17 protein-coding genes, 1 tRNA gene and 1 pseudogene are annotated in these 15,556 nt (G+C 47.7%); 8 read left to right on the forward strand and 11 right to left on the reverse strand.

The features are described from left to right. The coding region (locus QUB33_RS16330; protein WP_333351625.1) for a hypothetical protein at window positions 1-188 on the forward strand (188 nt) is incomplete at its 5' end. A gap of 134 nt (window positions 189-322) precedes the next feature. Here the strand turns inward: QUB33_RS16330 and QUB33_RS16335 are convergent. Further along, window positions 323-1,312, reverse strand: coding sequence for a hypothetical protein (locus QUB33_RS16335; RefSeq protein ID WP_333351626.1), 990 nt, complete (start codon window positions 1,310-1,312; stop codon window positions 323-325). Window positions 1,313-1,541: 229 nt separating this feature from the next. After that, window positions 1,542-2,522 carry a DNA polymerase III subunit delta gene (holA, locus tag QUB33_RS16340; protein WP_333351627.1) on the reverse strand — a complete coding sequence of 327 codons (981 nt, stop codon included), beginning with the start codon at window positions 2,520-2,522 and terminating at the stop codon, window positions 1,542-1,544. Window positions 2,523-2,698: 176 nt separating this feature from the next. On the opposite strand from holA, the gene QUB33_RS16345 reads away from it, so the two are divergent. Both QUB33_RS16345 and cbiE read left to right on the forward strand, forming a co-directional pair. Further along, a complete protein-coding gene (locus tag QUB33_RS16345) occupies window positions 2,699-3,439 on the forward strand; it encodes a DUF1868 domain-containing protein (protein ID WP_333351667.1) in 741 nt (246 codons plus the stop codon). 290 nt (window positions 3,440-3,729) lie between these two features. Beyond that, window positions 3,730-5,034, forward strand: coding sequence for a precorrin-6y C5,15-methyltransferase (decarboxylating) subunit CbiE (cbiE, locus tag QUB33_RS16350; RefSeq protein WP_333351628.1), 1,305 nt, complete (start codon window positions 3,730-3,732; stop codon window positions 5,032-5,034). A gap of 31 nt (window positions 5,035-5,065) precedes the next feature. Here cbiE and QUB33_RS16355 read toward each other — a convergent pair whose 3' ends face one another. The 6 genes and pseudogenes from QUB33_RS16355 to rlmD all read right to left on the reverse strand — a co-directional run bounded on the left by QUB33_RS16355 (window position 5,066) and on the right by rlmD (window position 10,965). Beyond that, on the reverse strand, window positions 5,066-5,950 hold the full coding sequence (locus tag QUB33_RS16355) for a type II CAAX endopeptidase family protein (RefSeq protein ID WP_333351629.1): 885 nt from the start codon (window positions 5,948-5,950) through the stop codon (window positions 5,066-5,068). A gap of 113 nt (window positions 5,951-6,063) precedes the next feature. Continuing rightward, window positions 6,064-7,104: a UDP-3-O-(3-hydroxymyristoyl)glucosamine N-acyltransferase gene (gene lpxD, locus QUB33_RS16360; RefSeq protein ID WP_333351630.1), complete on the reverse strand. Its 1,041-nt coding sequence runs from the start codon at window positions 7,102-7,104 to the stop codon at window positions 6,064-6,066. A gap of 143 nt (window positions 7,105-7,247) precedes the next feature. Further along, complete coding sequence (locus QUB33_RS16365) at window positions 7,248-7,565, reverse strand: YkvA family protein (RefSeq protein ID WP_333036095.1); 318 nt, start codon at window positions 7,563-7,565, stop codon at window positions 7,248-7,250. A gap of 414 nt (window positions 7,566-7,979) precedes the next feature. Continuing rightward, the gene (locus QUB33_RS16370; protein WP_333351631.1) at window positions 7,980-9,248 is read right to left on the reverse strand and encodes an SPFH domain-containing protein; all 1,269 of its coding nucleotides are present in this window, start codon (window positions 9,246-9,248) and stop codon (window positions 7,980-7,982) included. Window positions 9,249-9,262: 14 nt separating this feature from the next. Then, a pseudogene (locus QUB33_RS29685) lies at window positions 9,263-9,376 on the reverse strand (GNAT family N-acetyltransferase); the annotation flags it as partial. Between the two features lie 176 nt (window positions 9,377-9,552). Beyond that, window positions 9,553-10,965 carry a 23S rRNA (uracil(1939)-C(5))-methyltransferase RlmD gene (rlmD, locus tag QUB33_RS16375; protein ID WP_333351632.1) on the reverse strand — a complete coding sequence of 471 codons (1,413 nt, stop codon included), beginning with the start codon at window positions 10,963-10,965 and terminating at the stop codon, window positions 9,553-9,555. A gap of 23 nt (window positions 10,966-10,988) precedes the next feature. Between rlmD and QUB33_RS16380 the strand changes: the two genes are divergently transcribed. Beyond that, window positions 10,989-11,351, forward strand: a complete 363-nt coding sequence (locus tag QUB33_RS16380) for a hypothetical protein (RefSeq protein WP_333351633.1) — start codon at window positions 10,989-10,991, stop codon at window positions 11,349-11,351. A gap of 96 nt (window positions 11,352-11,447) precedes the next feature. Then, entirely contained in the window at window positions 11,448-11,933 is a 486-nt protein-coding gene (locus QUB33_RS16385; protein WP_190655955.1) for an allophycocyanin subunit alpha-B, read from the forward strand. Between the two features lie 127 nt (window positions 11,934-12,060). Here the strand turns inward: QUB33_RS16385 and QUB33_RS16390 are convergent, their stop codons facing one another. Beyond that, window positions 12,061-12,444 (reverse strand): hypothetical protein, encoded by a 384-nt coding sequence (locus QUB33_RS16390; RefSeq protein ID WP_333351634.1) that lies wholly within the window; start codon window positions 12,442-12,444, stop codon window positions 12,061-12,063. A gap of 188 nt (window positions 12,445-12,632) precedes the next feature. Between QUB33_RS16390 and QUB33_RS16395 the strand changes: the two genes are divergently transcribed. Continuing rightward, on the forward strand, window positions 12,633-13,034 hold the full coding sequence (locus QUB33_RS16395) for a helix-turn-helix transcriptional regulator (protein WP_006634106.1): 402 nt from the start codon (window positions 12,633-12,635) through the stop codon (window positions 13,032-13,034). 213 nt (window positions 13,035-13,247) lie between these two features. Here QUB33_RS16395 and mazG read toward each other — a convergent pair whose 3' ends face one another. Both mazG and QUB33_RS16405 read right to left on the reverse strand, forming a co-directional pair. Beyond that, window positions 13,248-14,075: a nucleoside triphosphate pyrophosphohydrolase gene (gene mazG / locus QUB33_RS16400; protein WP_333351635.1), complete on the reverse strand. Its 828-nt coding sequence runs from the start codon at window positions 14,073-14,075 to the stop codon at window positions 13,248-13,250. 70 nt (window positions 14,076-14,145) lie between these two features. Next, the gene (locus QUB33_RS16405) at window positions 14,146-14,775 is read right to left on the reverse strand and encodes a metal-binding protein (protein WP_333351636.1); all 630 of its coding nucleotides are present in this window, start codon (window positions 14,773-14,775) and stop codon (window positions 14,146-14,148) included. Window positions 14,776-14,847: 72 nt separating this feature from the next. Between QUB33_RS16405 and QUB33_RS16410 the strand changes: the two genes are divergently transcribed. After that, window positions 14,848-14,919 (forward strand) — tRNA-Val (locus QUB33_RS16410). A gap of 179 nt (window positions 14,920-15,098) precedes the next feature. Next, window positions 15,099-15,482, forward strand: a complete 384-nt coding sequence (locus tag QUB33_RS16415; RefSeq protein ID WP_333351637.1) for a hypothetical protein — start codon at window positions 15,099-15,101, stop codon at window positions 15,480-15,482. Window positions 15,483-15,556 lie beyond the last annotated feature (74 nt).

The following is a 15,556-nucleotide window of genomic DNA, read 5'->3' on the forward strand; positions in this document are numbered from 1 at the left end:
CAAATGCTAAAACTTCGTTGTGCTTACCTCAACGACCTCTTGGCCATTTGAGGCTTTTGCAAAACCGGGATGCTCCCCATCTCGTCAGAGTAGGACGTTTCCCAAATGAAACTAGAAGGAGATTAAAAACGATTGAAGGAAAAATAATTACAGCTTTTGGAGTTAAAGCAATAGGTCAAGTTAAATAATGAAATTTAAATAACATTGAAAAAAGTCAAAAGTAAGAAAGCTTTCAGTAAAAACAATTTTTTTTACTTTTGGCTTTTGACTTTTGACTTTTAGCACATCGAGTATTCCACTCAAAACTCAAAACTCAAAACTATTAAGGCGCTGCTGCCGCCCTGCGGTTGGCAACAATCAGATTAGCCTGATACTCTGCCGCTTTTTGCTGAGCCTTTTGATAGTTAGGGCTGGTTGACGGTACGGCTCTCATGAGCTTAACCGCTTGCTGCCACTCGCTTGCTACTGCGATCCACTCATTTTGAGACTGAGCCTTCTGGGCCGAAATTGCTGCCTTCTGAGCTGTGTTAACGGCTTCCCTCCAAGAGTCAGGCTTAGGCGCGGCGGCTTTTGGTGCAGGAGAAGCTGGAGATGGGCTTGCTGGCGCAGCAGCAGTGGGAGCGGGTTTTGGTGCAGGGGAGGCTGCCTGTGGGGTGCCAGGAGATGCGGCTGGAGAGGATACAGCGGCTTTAGAAGGGGGAGATGAGGGTTGGGGGGAGGGGGAAGCAGCTTCCGGGGCGATGGGTTCTGGGTTCGAGTCGCCGAATGGGAAAGTTTTAGTAAAGAAAAGCCCTGCGATCGCCGCCAGAGGTACTAAGATACCCACAGGTATTACCCATTTGGGAAATTGTTTTTTCGGAGGCGGGGCTTGATCTTCGTCTTCGTCTTCGTCTTCCTCGTCGTCATCTCGATCGAATTCTCCTTCTTGATAATAGTCTCCGCCTTCGGGTTCGACATCATCTAAACCTACAGAGTCGTCAGGCATTCCACTATCCAAGGGGTAAGGCATGGGCTCGGCTGGCATCAGATCAATTTCATCTTCCCACGCAGGCGATCCGTCACCTGTTCGACGCCCGTAAACCTTTACAGTGTGAATTGATTCGAGTCCCAGCTTCGTCATGCCGGTGCGGATGAAATCGACCAATACCATTTGATCCGGTACTTTGTCTGCCTCCAGAATTATGTGGAGGCAGCCGTTGTCCCGCGTCACATCGGCGTTGATGCCTTTGGGTTTGAGTGTACGGTTGATGCTAGATGCGATCGCTTTTGGATCGCCTTGCTTGAGCAGTTCCCGCGGGTTCTGTTGTGTCATGGGTAGCGCTCTTTTTTTGGGGGGGGTGGAGAGCCGGCAAATAATATTAACCGATCGGCATTCGGCGGACAATATTTATTTACCACATTAACTTCTACTTTGGCATTCTGAGAGTATTTCTAGTCTCTATTGACCTTTTGGCCCGCGCTCCAGCATCAAGCACATAGCCGCTATCGAAATTTGTTGTAAAAATTTACAGTAAGGGGCAGATCCTGTGCCCTGTCGCGCATCAGCGAAACAAGCTAGAAAGTTCTATAACTTTGGTTTGCAGGGTTGAGATTTCTTCCCGGCCCCGCTTTAAAGAAGCTTCTAACTCTAGCAGCAAAGGCAAACTTTTTTGCAGTTTTTCTAGGCTGGCGTTCTTGACTTCTTGACGAAAATAGTATACTCGTTTGGGATTGCCGAGGTCTAGAGCTTGAGCAATTTTATCATCGCGATCGCCGGCTTGGATCATCGCTTTTACCCACAGCCAAATCCGAAACTTACCAGTCAAGCCAGCCACAATCCTTAAACCCGGCTCGTTGCGCGCCGTTAAGCCGGTCAATAAATCCAAAGCGGCGGAGGTATTGCCCTCGCGAATCGCATCGGCTAGCTGGAAGGTATTCTGGGCGTGACAGTGCACCAGTGCGGCAACTTCCTCCGGGTTCAGAGGTTGGCTGCGGTTGCCAGCAAACAGGAGCAATTTTTCAAGTTCGCTGTATAGCTGGCGGGTATCGCTGCCAATCGATTGGGCCAAAAGTTCGATCGCTGTGGCTGTCAATTTTACGTTCATTTCGTCGGCGACTTGGCGCACTCGCTGGGCTAATTCTTTGTCATTCCAAGGCGGAATCGGTGAAAATTCCCGCACTTCGGTGGCCGACTTGACGAGTAACTTGGTAGACTTGAGCCGGCTGTCAGGTTTTTTGACTGCTGTCAGCAGTAGCACGGTGGTGGGGGGAATCACTGGCAGTGTTCGTTCCAATTGGGCCAACAGTTCTGGAGAACACTGCTGCGTTACAGTCGTATTTGCCAGCCAGACAAAACGGCTGCCGGTACCGAAGGCGGGCGTTAACGCTCGATCGAGTCCTTCAACCACAGCGTCGGCTCGATCGGCAATAATCTTGTCATAGTTAAAACTAGCCCAGTTGGGGTCGAGGACTGTTTGGCGCAAACTTGTCACAGCCTGCGCGATCGCAAAGTCGTCTTCCCCCCAAAACAGGTAAATTTGCATGAAAAACGCTCAGTAGCCCAAAAAATCAGAGTTGCAGGTTCCCCAAGTCCAACATATCCTGAATTGGACTGTTGGATGCCCGCACCATAATATAAAATTTGGTGTGGGAGTTTGTCACCGCGAGGAAATCAAGATTGGATGATACTTATCAAGCTTACGTAAATCGGGTGGCGCGAATGACGCTGCTGGACTCCTACAAGTCCCAGGTGGAACACATTCAGGAATCTCCAAAATTTAAGCCCGACGAAGCAGGCCGGAGAACTCCTGTACCTTTTCCAGGTTATTCAGTGATTACGCCCCCTGCGGAGGAAGATGCAGAAAATGCTGCATTTTATAGTAATTTGCACTCGAGCCAACAACGGCTATTGCAGGAAATAGCGGAGGGTGCGCTCGTGGCACTGCCTCCTGATAGCTTCCATTTAACCGTAGCCGATTTGATTTGGAACAGCGCTTTTCGAGATGCCTCTGATAAAAATCCCGAATTTGAGGAGCAACTGCGCTCGCGCATGGCCGATCGTTTTGCCGCCTGCAAACCCTTAGCGGGCGGCGCTCCCATTCGCTGGATAGTGCTGGGGTTGATGGTGATGACTAGAGCTGTGGGTGTTTGTTTAGCACCGACGGACGAAAACTCTTACAAGCAAATTCTGGAGTTTCGCCGATCGATCTATCAAAATCCCGATTTAATGGCTTTGGGAATCGAACAGCAATATCATTTTACGGCACACATTACTCTGGCTTATTTTGGCGACACCGGCCCGAACCTAGACCGCGCTCGCTTGTGCGCTGTGCTGTCGGAGTTAAACGAGCAATGGCTGGACACGCCGCAAGAACTGTCCGTAAACCGAGTGGAACTGCGGAAGTTTGAGGACATGGCCACCTACCTCCGCCAACCGGAATGGCCTGTTTTTGAATTTTAACGAAGGAAGAGGGAAGAAGGAAGAAGGAAGAAGGAAGAAGGAAGAGGGAAGAGGGAAGAGGGAAGAGGGAAGAAGGAAGATTTTTTCCCATCTCCCACTCTCCCCATCTCCCACTCTCTCGCCCCCTCTCCCACTCTCCCACTCTCTCGCCCCCTCTCCCCTGTGATAATAGTCAGGATATTGCCTATTAAATGCTTTAATTATTTTTGTTTGACAGTAAAGTCAAGGAAAAAATTTATGAAAAACCAGGAAAAATCAGTAATTCTGGTTTTTTACTTTTTGCTTAAAAAGTGACAGTAAACGTTGTTGGTATAGGTTTAGATGGAGCTGTTGGGCTGAGCGAATCGGCGCGGCAGGTTGTAGAAATGGCCGCTCTGCTAATAGGCAGCGAGCGCCATTTGAGCTATTTTCCCCAGCACGACGGAGAGCGCTGGGCGTTGGAAGATTTGACCGAAGCAATTCTGGAAATTCGGCGCTGGTGGGCGACTGAAACCGAATTATATCCCTCTGCGGGGAGGGTGGAACCCCGCGATCGACCGATCGTAATTTTAGTGGCCGGCGACCCGCTGTTCTACGGCTGGGGAAAGTTGTTAATTGCCCAATTGCCGGCAGAAAAATTGACTTTTCACCCCCACGTCAGTTCTGTGCAGTTGGCTTTTAACCGCTTGCAAATCCCTTGGCAAGATGCTCATTTTGTTGGCTCTCAAGGACGTTATTTTGAGGAACTGACGGCAAAACTAAAACTGGGTGTCGAGAAAATTGCGGTGCTCGCGGACGAAACTCATACTCCGGCCGCCCTGGCAAATTTGGTCAAAGCTCTAGATTTGCCTACACGCTACGAATTTTGGGTTTGCGAGAATTTGGGTGCTGCTGACGAGCGGGTGGGCCTGCGTTCTCTGTCAGCTTTGCTGGGAGAGTCTTTTGCACCGCTGAGCGTGGTTGTGATGCTGCGGGAGTCCCCGCCGAGGGCAGAACCTTTGGATTTGGAAAAGTTGCCTTTGTTGGGCATTCCCGATGCAGCTTTTATCGGTTGTGGCGACAAGCCTGGTTTGACGGTTGAACGGGAAGTGCGGGTGTTGGTGCTGGGACAATTGGCTTTGCAACCGGGACAAGTTGTCTGGGATGTGGGTGCTGGTAACGGTTCTGTGTCGATCGAAATTGCTCGTTTATTCCCGCAATCTGAGGTGTACGCGATCGAACAAACGGTTTCTGGTACTTCTGCGATCGAGTTCAACTATGGCCGTTTTGGACTGCAAAATGTGTTCTCGATTTACGGAACCGCCCCGGAAATCTTGCACCGCTTGCGTCCTCCGCACCGGATTTTTATTGGCGGCAGTGGCGGAGGGTTAACTAAAATTTTGGGCGTTTGCGCCCTGCGGCTGCTTCCTGGAGGCTCGATCGTGCTGGCGTTGGATGCTTTGGAGGATATTGCTATTGTTTTGAGCTGGATGGGCGATCGGGTGCGCCGGGAACCGCACTGGAGTTACCGAATCGTGCAAGTGCAATTGTCGCGTTCTCTGCCTGGAGGAAATTCAACTCGTTTTGACGCGCTGAATCCGGTTTCGATTGTGACGATCGATCGACACTTGAATTAATGTCGGAATTTTTACCGCAGATTTAAGCTGATTAGCGCTGATTAACGCTGATTTGAGTCAGGAAGAGTAAGGTTGCGGTTGCTAGTAGCAATAAAATGCCGGCTGCACCTGCTAGCGGTTTCGCTGCTATTCCTGTAATCCATTCGGGTGCGCGGCCTGTCGGATTAATTGCGCCTTCTGTATCTACGGTAGTTATACCCCAAATCCAAGCTGCGTGAATGCCGATCGCCAATCCTAAACTGCCATTGTCGGCGATGCGGGCTAATGTTAAAACCATCCCCATCAGCCACAATCCTGGTAGTTGCGGTAGAGTTTCTTTGGCGGCCCAAATTAGGTGGGCGATCGCAAACATGAAACTGGCGATCGCTGCTGCGATTAGCACTGAGTAATCTTGCTGGAGGATTGTTTGCAAGCAGCCGCGAAAGATTAACTCTTCTGTGGCGCTAATCCACAGTGCTAATAACAGAGTCAGCAGACTAGCAGGGTTAAAAATTAAAGTCCAAAAATTAATTTTTTTTTCGCCTGTTTCGGTGGAATTTTCGCTTGTTTTTAGATCGATCCAACCTGCGGTTAATTGCAGACCGAATAAAATTACTAAGCTGATTATTCCTAATCCTAATCCCCGCATTAATGACATCAAAACTGCGGGTTGCCAATCCCAACCCCAGTTGGCAAAAGATGTGTTTTCAATCCAGCTTGTCGCCCATAAAATGAAGGGGACAATCACGTAGAGGGAAGCTAGTAAAGGTAGTTTTTTGTTCCCCAAGGGTTGGGGTGGATGCCATTTGAGGGCGATCGCCAGCACAATCGCTGCAGGAAGCCACACAACAATCCAAGTCAAGAAAAAGAAGATTATTTTGACAATTGCTGGTATTGACGGCGACATCAATTGCAGGTTGTTTATACTATTCCACATTTAATAGGTTGCAACTCTAATACTGTTGGCTGTTGACTGTTGACTACTGATTAATGACTAATGACTACTGACTACTGCCAACTGCCAACTGACTACTGCCAACTGCCAATTGATTACCGATCGAGCTTGCGCTGAATTTGCCTCAAAGATTGGTACATTTCGGGCAAGCGGTTGTAAACGGCTGCGGCTTTGAGAAATAGTTTGTGGGGAATTGCTGGAACGCCCGTTACGATCGCACCTGCGGGCACATCGCTGTGAATTCCGGCTTTAGCAGTGGCGATCGCCCCATCTCCGATTTTGGCTTGATTAGCAATTCCCACTTGGCCTGCCAAAATTACATTGTTGCCAATTCTTACCCCGCCGGCCATGCCAACGTGAGCGGCAAAGGCGCAATTTTTCCCTACTTGACAGCCGTGACCTACGTGTACTAAATTGTCGATTTTTGTATTTTGGCCGATGCGGGTTTCTCCGACAGCGGGCCTGTCGATCGTGCTGTTGCAGCCAACCTCAACGCCCTCTTCTAATACAGTGCAGCCAGACTGCTCCATTTTCACCCATCCTGTGGCTGTCGGCACGAACCCAAAACCTTCGCTCCCGATCGCCGCACCGCTGTGAATCATGCAATTTGCCCCGATGCGAGTACGTTCGTGAATGACACAGTTAGCGTGTAACACCGTACCTTCGCCAATTACCGAATCTGGGTAAATTACGACATTTGGGTGAATGCAAACGTTGCTGCCAATTTTGACTTTTGCTTGAATAACGACGTGGGGGCCGATATAGACATTTTCACCAATTTCTGCTGAGGGGTGAACGACGGCTGAAGGATGAATTTCGGATGCTGGGCGAAACGGTTGATAGAAAATGGCGATCGTTTCAGCAAACAGCAATCGCGGATCTGCTGCGGCAATCCAAGCAATGTTGCGATCGGTACATTGAGCTTGGAGGCTTTCATCTAAGGGTAAAATTAAAGCCGAAGCATTTGTAGTGGCTGTATGAACGGCAAATTTAGCACCTTCTATATAACTGATTGTGCCCGATGGAGCTTCATCAACAGGGGCCGCGCCTGTAATTTCCGGATCGGTAGCAACCGAGGCTGTGAGGGTGCGACTGGTGGCTGAGTTAAGTTTTTCTACTATTTCACTAAACTTCATCTATAAAAATTTGTTGTTAGCACAGATGGATCATAGTTAAAATTACCAGCTTTGGAGCACGATCTGAGCAGTTGCCATTTAAAAAACAAAAACCCCGGTTTCTTTAAGAAGTCGGGGTTGTAGCGCTCGATTATTTTTGGCAATTATTTTACAGAAACTGCATCTACGTCAACGGTGCTGCCGTTGGCTTCAGAATAATTGGCACCCGTGGCTTCGGATGCAGAAGCTGTCTCTGTTTGGCGAGATTTAAAGTAGTCGATCGCCATTTGTGAAACTTCGGAAATAAGCAAGACTGCGATCGCCACATCGTCAATTTGTCCGATGACGGGGAGAAAGTCTGGGGCAATGTCGATCGGGCTTACCAAATATGCCAGGGTTCCCAGAATAATCCACCAGCGGTATTTGGGGTTGCGGAGGGTGTCGCGGTACCAGTTGTAAACAGATTGTATAGAAAAGTTCATGGGGTTGTCCTCTACTTAATATTTTCTATCTTGACAAATTGTCGCTCGAAATGCTTGTGGAGATATCCCCCCTAGGGTTGGCAAGAGACTTCTACCTGGGAGTATAGGGAATTGGGGAGGGAGAAGTTGTCAAGCTGTGTGGAAAGGGCGGGGACTCTTGACAACGCGCCTACAGAAACCTGGCAGATGAAAGCCGATAGAATTAAGCTGTGTTTATCTGGGTTTATCTGCGGTTAAAAAAACATTCATATTGTTGACGGTAGATTCGGAATCTATTACTTTTATATCGTGATTAAAGCAAGTTACTTAGATTGGGATTTGGCAACCGCAGATGTCAGCAGATAAACACAGATGAACGCCGATGGAATTTATCTGTGTTTATCTGCTGTTTAAACAAATCTTCATCTCTCTCACTCACGAATTTTGAAATATCCATTTTTGGTCGCCGATCGCAATTTCGCAGCCATTTGGTAGCCAAAAAGGCTCGTTAGCAGCCAGCCTCTGCCCACCCACAAAAGTGCCGTTGGAACTGCCGCTATCGACAAGCTGATACCGCTGTTTGCCAAGTTCGTCATTGGCCCGGCGGATTTGAGCGTGGTAGCGCGAACTTTGCGGATCTTGTAATACTAAAGTGTTGGTTGGTTCGCGTCCAATTGTAAAAGGATTGGCGGTTAGGGCTATCGCCTCTCCAGAAAGTTTGTAGATTAAATATGCGGTTGTTTTGCGATCGCTGCTTGCGAGTACCGTTGGTGCAAGTTGGGGAGGATTTCTCCCAGGAGGGAGACTGTTTTGAGCAAGTTGTTCTGTCAGTTGTTGTAAATCTCGATCGAACCCTGCTGCTGTGTCTGAAGCTGGAAGACTCGCAGGAGAATTACCTGAAATTAAGTTTAACTGCTGTACGGGAGATTGAGGAGCGAGCGGGCGGCCGGCTTCGGCAATTCTCATTTGCAGAGCGGCGGCATTTTCTGCTTCTTGTCGGGCACTCATTCCCTCAACTTGGCGAATAACTCCGTTAGTTTCGGGAAAGCTGACATCGCCAATTCGCACGTCTTCTAAGTTAAAACCTAGAGTATAAAAATCTTGGACGCGATCGAGCAAATTTTGGCGCAGCAACAGCCGTCCTTGACTGATAAGCTGTTGTAAAGGTATTTGCCCGATCGCTAATCCCATACAATCCTTAACTGCACTTGCTAAAACAGCTATAGGATCGGACAATTCCAAAGCTACCCGTTTCGGATCTATAACTTGATAAATAACAGTCAGAGTAGCATCAATTAAAAACCGATCCTTAGACAAAAAATCTCCGTGCGACTGAACGTCCAAATTGCGGAGTTTGGTGTCTACAAGGACAATTTGAGACTGTTCCAGCAGGGGAAGGGCAAAGCTGAAATGTCGCCCGGATTTTAGGGTACGCACGACGCGGCCGTTTTTGACCAACAGACCCGTGTAACCCGCCCCTATAAAGTCCATACTAAACCCGGCCCAGCGTTCTGGAGTTATCGTTTGAATCAGGGGAGAAGCGTTGTTCATGGGAGGGAGTTGAGGGAGGGAAGATTCTATTTTTAGGGTAACAAATTGCTGGGGGCGAGCGATCGGGCGGTGTGCCGGTTCCGCAACCTCTATTCTATACTTCTGGACTCCCCCCGATTCAGCGCGGACTGGATCGAGTTTGCACCCAAGCAATCCACCTTCTGTTCCTACTGCATTCCCACTTTTGCCATCACCCGTCGGGAAGAAATATTGTCAGATTTAGAAACCGCTACAATGCGATAGAGTTCGAGAGTTTGAAACCCGTATTCTAAGATAGCAAACGCTGCTTCACTTCCTCAACCCACGCCCCCAGTTTATATCTCTTTGTACTCACTTACTCACTAGGCTTAAAGTGCATACATTCGCCACAATCTTGAAATTATCTGCGTTGCATCTGCGGTTTTCCTATCAATCAAAGATTTATGCAATCAGTCTAGTGGGTCGATCGCCCTTTCATTCACCTGACCAAAAAAGCCACACACTCAACATGAGAAGTCTGAGGAAAGAAATCCGCCGGCTGCACTCGCGCTAACTTATAATCCCCATTTTCGCACAAAATCTTCAGGTCGCGAGCCAAAGTAGCAGGCTTGCAGCTAACATAAACAATGCGATTTGGTTTGATTTCCTTGATAGTTTCCAAAACCGCGCGATCGCACCCTTTCCTCGGCGGATCTAACAGCACAATATCCGGTGTCAATCCCAAGGAAGGCAGCAAACTCTCTACAGTTCCCGCCTGAAAATCGACATTTCTCACGTCATTTAACTCACCATTTAATTTGGCTTGTTCGATCGCCGCCGGTTGCACTTCTAAACCTATGGCTATTTTTACTTGTTTTGCCAGGGGTAAAGTAAAAGTACCAATTCCGCAGTAAGCGTCAACCAAAACCTCGTTTCCATGCAAATTCAATTCCCCTACAATTACCTCTAACAAAGCTTCCGCCGCCTCTGTATTGACTTGGAAAAAAGTATCAGCTCTTAGCTGAAATTTCAAACCAGCCAAGCTTTCTCGCAGATAAGAACGACCTGCTATGCAGCGAGTTTCTGCACCAAAAATCACATTTGTTTGAGCGGGATTTATATTCAAACAAACCCCTGCCAGTTGAGGATATTGTTTCAGCCACTCTGATGCTTGCTCTTCGAGTCCCGGCAAGTCTCCAGTGCGAACTATTAAAGTTAGCAGCATCTCGCCCGTGCGCCGTCCGATTCGCAAGGACAAGTGACGCAATTCTCCTGTATGTTTCTTTTCGTCGTAGACTTGCCAATCCCGCCAGTGGATGTCTTCTTTGACTTCTTTTAACAAAGGATTGAGGCGCGGGTCTTGCACCGGACACTGATTTAGATTGACTAATTTGTGAGTGCTTTTTTGATAGTAACCTGCTTGGACTTGACCTGTTGCAGATATTGCCACGGGATAAGTCGCTTTGTTGCGGTATCCCAAAAATTGAGGAAATCCCTCGATTTTTCCAGTTAAAATTTCATCAACTTGCAGATTGCTAAATCCGCCAATCCTTTCTAAGGCTTGAATGATTTGGTTTTGCTTGGCTGCAAGCTGATATTGATAATCTACGTGCTGCCACTGACAGCCACCGCACTTGTCGGCGACAATGCAGTTAGCTCGAATGCGGTGTTGGGAGGCTTCCAAAAGTGTGTCCAGCTTGCCTGTAGCATAGGTGGATTTGACTTGCACGAGGCGGACAAGGACTCGATCGCCTGTCACGGTATCGGGCACAAACACTACTAACTCACCAAAACGACCAACTCCGTCGCCGGTGTCTGTCAAGTCGGTAATCTCTATCTCAATCAGTTGACCTTGCTGGCAAGGGTTTGCCAATTTCGTCGAGTTTGGGGTGGGGAATTTAGATTTGGTCACAAGTAGTCGTGGTAGGATTTGATATGGTAATGCAATATCGCTCTCTCTTTCCTGAGATAAGTCGTAGCGAAGCGGGGCGTAAGCCATCGCACTCAAACTCAATTGCAGGCTGTCTTCCTGCTGCTGAAAGTCTTGGTGCTAAAGCCAAGCTTCAACCTGCAAGTCAAGCCTGCCGTGAGTTGCCCCGATCGAGCCTGTGCGATATGCTGTTGGGGCGAGCTAGCAAAAACTCGTTAAACAGTCAAAGTGTCTGCCGACATCAAAACTCTCAATCGCAGTTTTTGAGTTTTTCCCGCAGTACCCTGGAACACAGGGAAACGGGCTTGAACATCAAGCATAACGTTTGCGGAGATTTACCCGCTACTTCTAATGTTGATAAATGTTAGAAGCAAAGTAAATCGCCCAACCCAGAATCTCATCTTTAACGGATGAGAATGTCAATTAATCTTACTCTCAAATATCCTCAATTTTTTTGAATAACAATGAGCGTAGTTAGCCAACTAATTCTCCAAGCCGACGACGAACTTCGCTATCCCAGTACCGGCGAACTTCAAAGCATCAAAGATTTTTTTAAAACCGGAGAACAGCGGGTGCGTATTGCTACTGCGCTGTCTGACAGTGAGAGGAAAATTGTTGAAGAAGCTAGTAAAAAACTCTGGAAAAAACGACCTGATTTTATCTCTCCTGGTGGCAATGCTTACGGCCAGCGCGAACGGGCTTTGTGTCTGCGCGACTACGGCTGGTACTTGCGCCTGATTACCTACGGTATCTTGGCGGGTGACAAAGAGCCGATCGAAAGCATCGGTTTGATTGGCGTTCGGGAAATGTATAATTCTCTCGGCGTTCCTGTTCCTGGCATGGTCGAAGCTATCCGCTGTTTGAAGGAAGCTTCTTTGGCTTTGCTCAATCAGGAGGATGCTAAGGAAGCAGCTCCTTATTTTGATTATATCGCTCAAGCAATGTCTTAATTGCTTTGGTGATTGCTTTCATGAATGTGGCGGAGCATTCGCGGGTGATTTTTGGGGTAATTTTATCTCGCAATTGCTCGCAAATGTTTCGCTTCTGTTTTTGGAAAGGAAATCTGCCTCATTTTTGCTAGGAAGCAATGCAGTTTAAGCTTTCCCATATGCTGAGTTCGTCTTGTCTTTGAATGCACATTTGATTTAAAAAGTCAAGTTTTTTGGGGAAAGATTGTTTTTTGAATTTCCGGCTGTCGTAGTGAATGGATGTTTTGAGCTGCGAGAGTTCTCCAAGGGTGGGGCAGGTTTGGATATGATGGGCGATCGCATTTTGCCATTCTTCCAGCCTGCGGTACGAGATAAATTGTCCGCCTCTGTCCCGCCGATGCACGAAAACCACGAAAGCCCACGATTCGACTCGCTTAATTTGATTTTGGCTGATTTTGAGCAGTTGGGCGATCGACCTGACGGTGATGCGGAGCTTTTTCGAGGGTTGGATGCGGCGAAACAGTGCTGTCATAGCTGAGTCACTCCTGAACTTGGGTGAGTTAGTTTGTGTTCGTCTTTGGATCTTACTATATTATATCATTCTACACGAATGCAGAGAAGTTGCAGTAATGTTTCTAAATGTGTAATGCTCAAACCCTGTGTGCTGCCTTGAGCAAGGCAAAAGTACAGCTAGCTTAAGAGTTAAATTGGATCTGTAAAATGCCGGGATTTCTTGACTTTAAGGCTGTCGTCGATCAGGAAAAACTGCGCCCTGTGCGATTTACGGATACGGGACGCGGTAGATTGGGCAAACTTCTGAAAGCAGCTAGAGAGATTCGGGGCTGGTCAATTATTGAAACAGAAATGGTCACAAAAGAATACGAGGCAGCTCTGTTTCGGACCGCCGGAGATCCTGTACCAAAAGATGTCGGTATTAGTAATGCTACTGTTAGTCGCTACGAACGCGGGAAGTTAGAAAGTTTGGATTGGCGATCGCTCTCTCTGTTATGCTTTGTCCTCAAGCCGATCGATCCGGTGACTGGGGAAGCCCTGGAACCGACAAATGCTTTATATATCGCGTGCGAACATCCCCCATACAACGATGCGAAGCTTTATGAGTAATTGATTGCTGACATCTGGCAGTATTGTTAATCAGCTTTTCAGGGCGGGCTAGAAGCCCACCCCACAAGCAAAATATTGAGTTGTTGTGGAACAGGCATCTTGCCTGTTCTTAACAATAGTGCGGGCTAGAAGCCCACCCCACAAGCAAAATATTGAGTTGTTGTGGAACAGGCATCTTGCCTGTTCTTAACAATAGCGATCGGGAGTGAGTTATTACCGATCGCCCTTTTGTTTAGCAATTAAAGCTTTAGCTTGCTGCCACAGAGATTCTAACTCTTCTGGGGCATAATCCGACAAAGGTCGATCGCACGCAGCCTCTACCTTCGCAAATCGCTGCACGAAGCGATCGTTCGTTCCCTGCAAAGCAGCCGACGGATCTAAATCGTACCAGCGAGCTAATTGAATCAACACAAACATAATATCTCCCAATTCGGACTGCTGCGCTGCCTTATCCTCGTGTTTGAGAGCGTGTTCAAATTCTGCCATTTCTTCGTGAAATTTCTCCCAAACGCCGTCTACACTGTCCCAATCAAAACTCACTTCCGCAGCTTTTTGAGAGATTTTCATCCCGGCGGTGATCGGTGGCAAAGTGCTGGCATAACGGCTCATTTTCGAGGCTAAAGTTGGCGGCTTTTCCGAAGTTGTGCCTTTTTCTGCTGCTTTGATTTTTTCCCAGTTTTCGTTGACTTCATCCACGCTGTTGAGTTCGACATCGCCAAAGACGTGGGGATGTCGCCGAATTAGTTTTTCTGTAATGCCCGCAGCGATTTCGGCGAAGGTAAACTCATGGGATTCGCTGGCAATTTGAGCTTGCAGTATTACCTGTAACAGTAAGTCGCCCAATTCTTCGACGATCGCATCTTTATCTCCTTTGCGAATCGCATCGGCGGTTTCATAAGCTTCTTCTATGATGTGAGGAACTAGAGTTTGGGGAGTTTGGGCTAAATCCCAAGGACATCCGCCGTCGGGCGATCGCAATTTCGCCACAACTTCTATAAGTTCTTTTAGTGCTGTGAGCGATCGACTTTCAGAATTAGACATAATAATTTACCTTTTTTATCAACCGCCAAGACGGTTATAACGTTGTTAACGGCTCCAACAATTGATTTTATTACTTCTTCCTTCTTCCTTCTTCCTTCTTCCTTCTTCCTTCTGCTAGGGATTTGCTAGATGTGCGAGTGGGAGCTTTGATTTTTCGCCTCTTAATTGTCTTAGGAGGGCGCAACCCGCTCAATCCTTTCTTTTTGAATCTTTTGTAAGCCGAGCCGCCCCAATCGCTCAGATAGTGGCTCATCGCCCCCAATTCTAGACCGATGTAAACGGCTAAAATTTCGATGTGGTGTTCCCAGATCGATCGCCCGTAACTCAAAACCACATCCTGCCAATTCCCGCCTAAGTTCCCGACTTTTTCGGCAATTGCCAATCCCAACATTCCGAGAACCGCGATCCAGATAGCGAGGTACAAGATTCGCAAAGCAGTGCCGATCAGAGGGCCGTGGGACAAAAAAGAGCGGTGGCGCAGGCTTTTTTGGTACGGGAGCCAAATCGGTTTGAACCATCCCCAGCGCTGATACTGGCAGGAGTAGATATCCAAGTCGGGGCCAAACATCAGCCCGCCGAATAAGAAGCTGCCGGAAACGAGCAAAGTCAGGTTGCTGCTCTGAGTCTGGCCAAAGGTGAGGGCTGCCACCAAGGGCAAACTCCACATGGTTATTTGATCGTGGGTGCGGCCAGAGGGCATTTAAAGTTTAGGATTTTTTTTACTTGATCTTTCTGAGTTACTGTGATATGATAAATCCCGGTGAGTGCAATTGGGTGATTAGCTCAGTGGTAGAGCGCCTGCTTTACACGCAGGATGCCGTAGGTTCAAATCCTACATTACCCATCCGATAACACAATATCAACAGTTTCAGCCGTTTTTAGCCTTCAAGCCGAGAACGGCTGTTGCTGTTGAGGGTTGAATTGGGTGACGACTAAATTTAACATTCTGTGGCGGATGTCTCAAAAGTTGACACCCAATGCTAGAAAATTAATTTATTGATTTTCTTTTTTAGAACCGTGTATATGAAGCCTAAAATAACTAGCCCGATCGCTTGGCAGCAAGCTGAACTGCTCATGCAGCCAGCGATGATCCGAGTGATCGACAACATCCGCAAACAATTAGAGGGGTCTGTCTGGACGGGTACTTATCAAGAAGTGCAGATTCCAATTCCGGGCTATCAACTAATGTTAGAGAATCAAGGCGAGCAAAGATGTGTCGATATTTGGGAACTTTGCTATCGAGTCTGCTTTGTCAACTACCAGCCCGCCCACACTCAACTGCAAAGCCAAGAAGTTGTAATTGATACTAGCTTGATTGAGGAGGACACGGGCGATGTAGATTGGAATCGTCTTGATGCCAAAGCCAGTCAATTAATACAAGAAATATTCGCCAATTTGAGCAAATAGTCATTTGTCAGTTGGCAAGAAAGCAGTAGTTAACAGTCATCAGTCAACAGTCAACAGTCAACAGTCAACAGTCA

The organism is Microcoleus sp. B3-A4, assembly GCF_036705385.1.
Taxonomy (GTDB): Bacteria; Cyanobacteriota; Cyanobacteriia; order Cyanobacteriales; family Microcoleaceae; genus Microcoleus.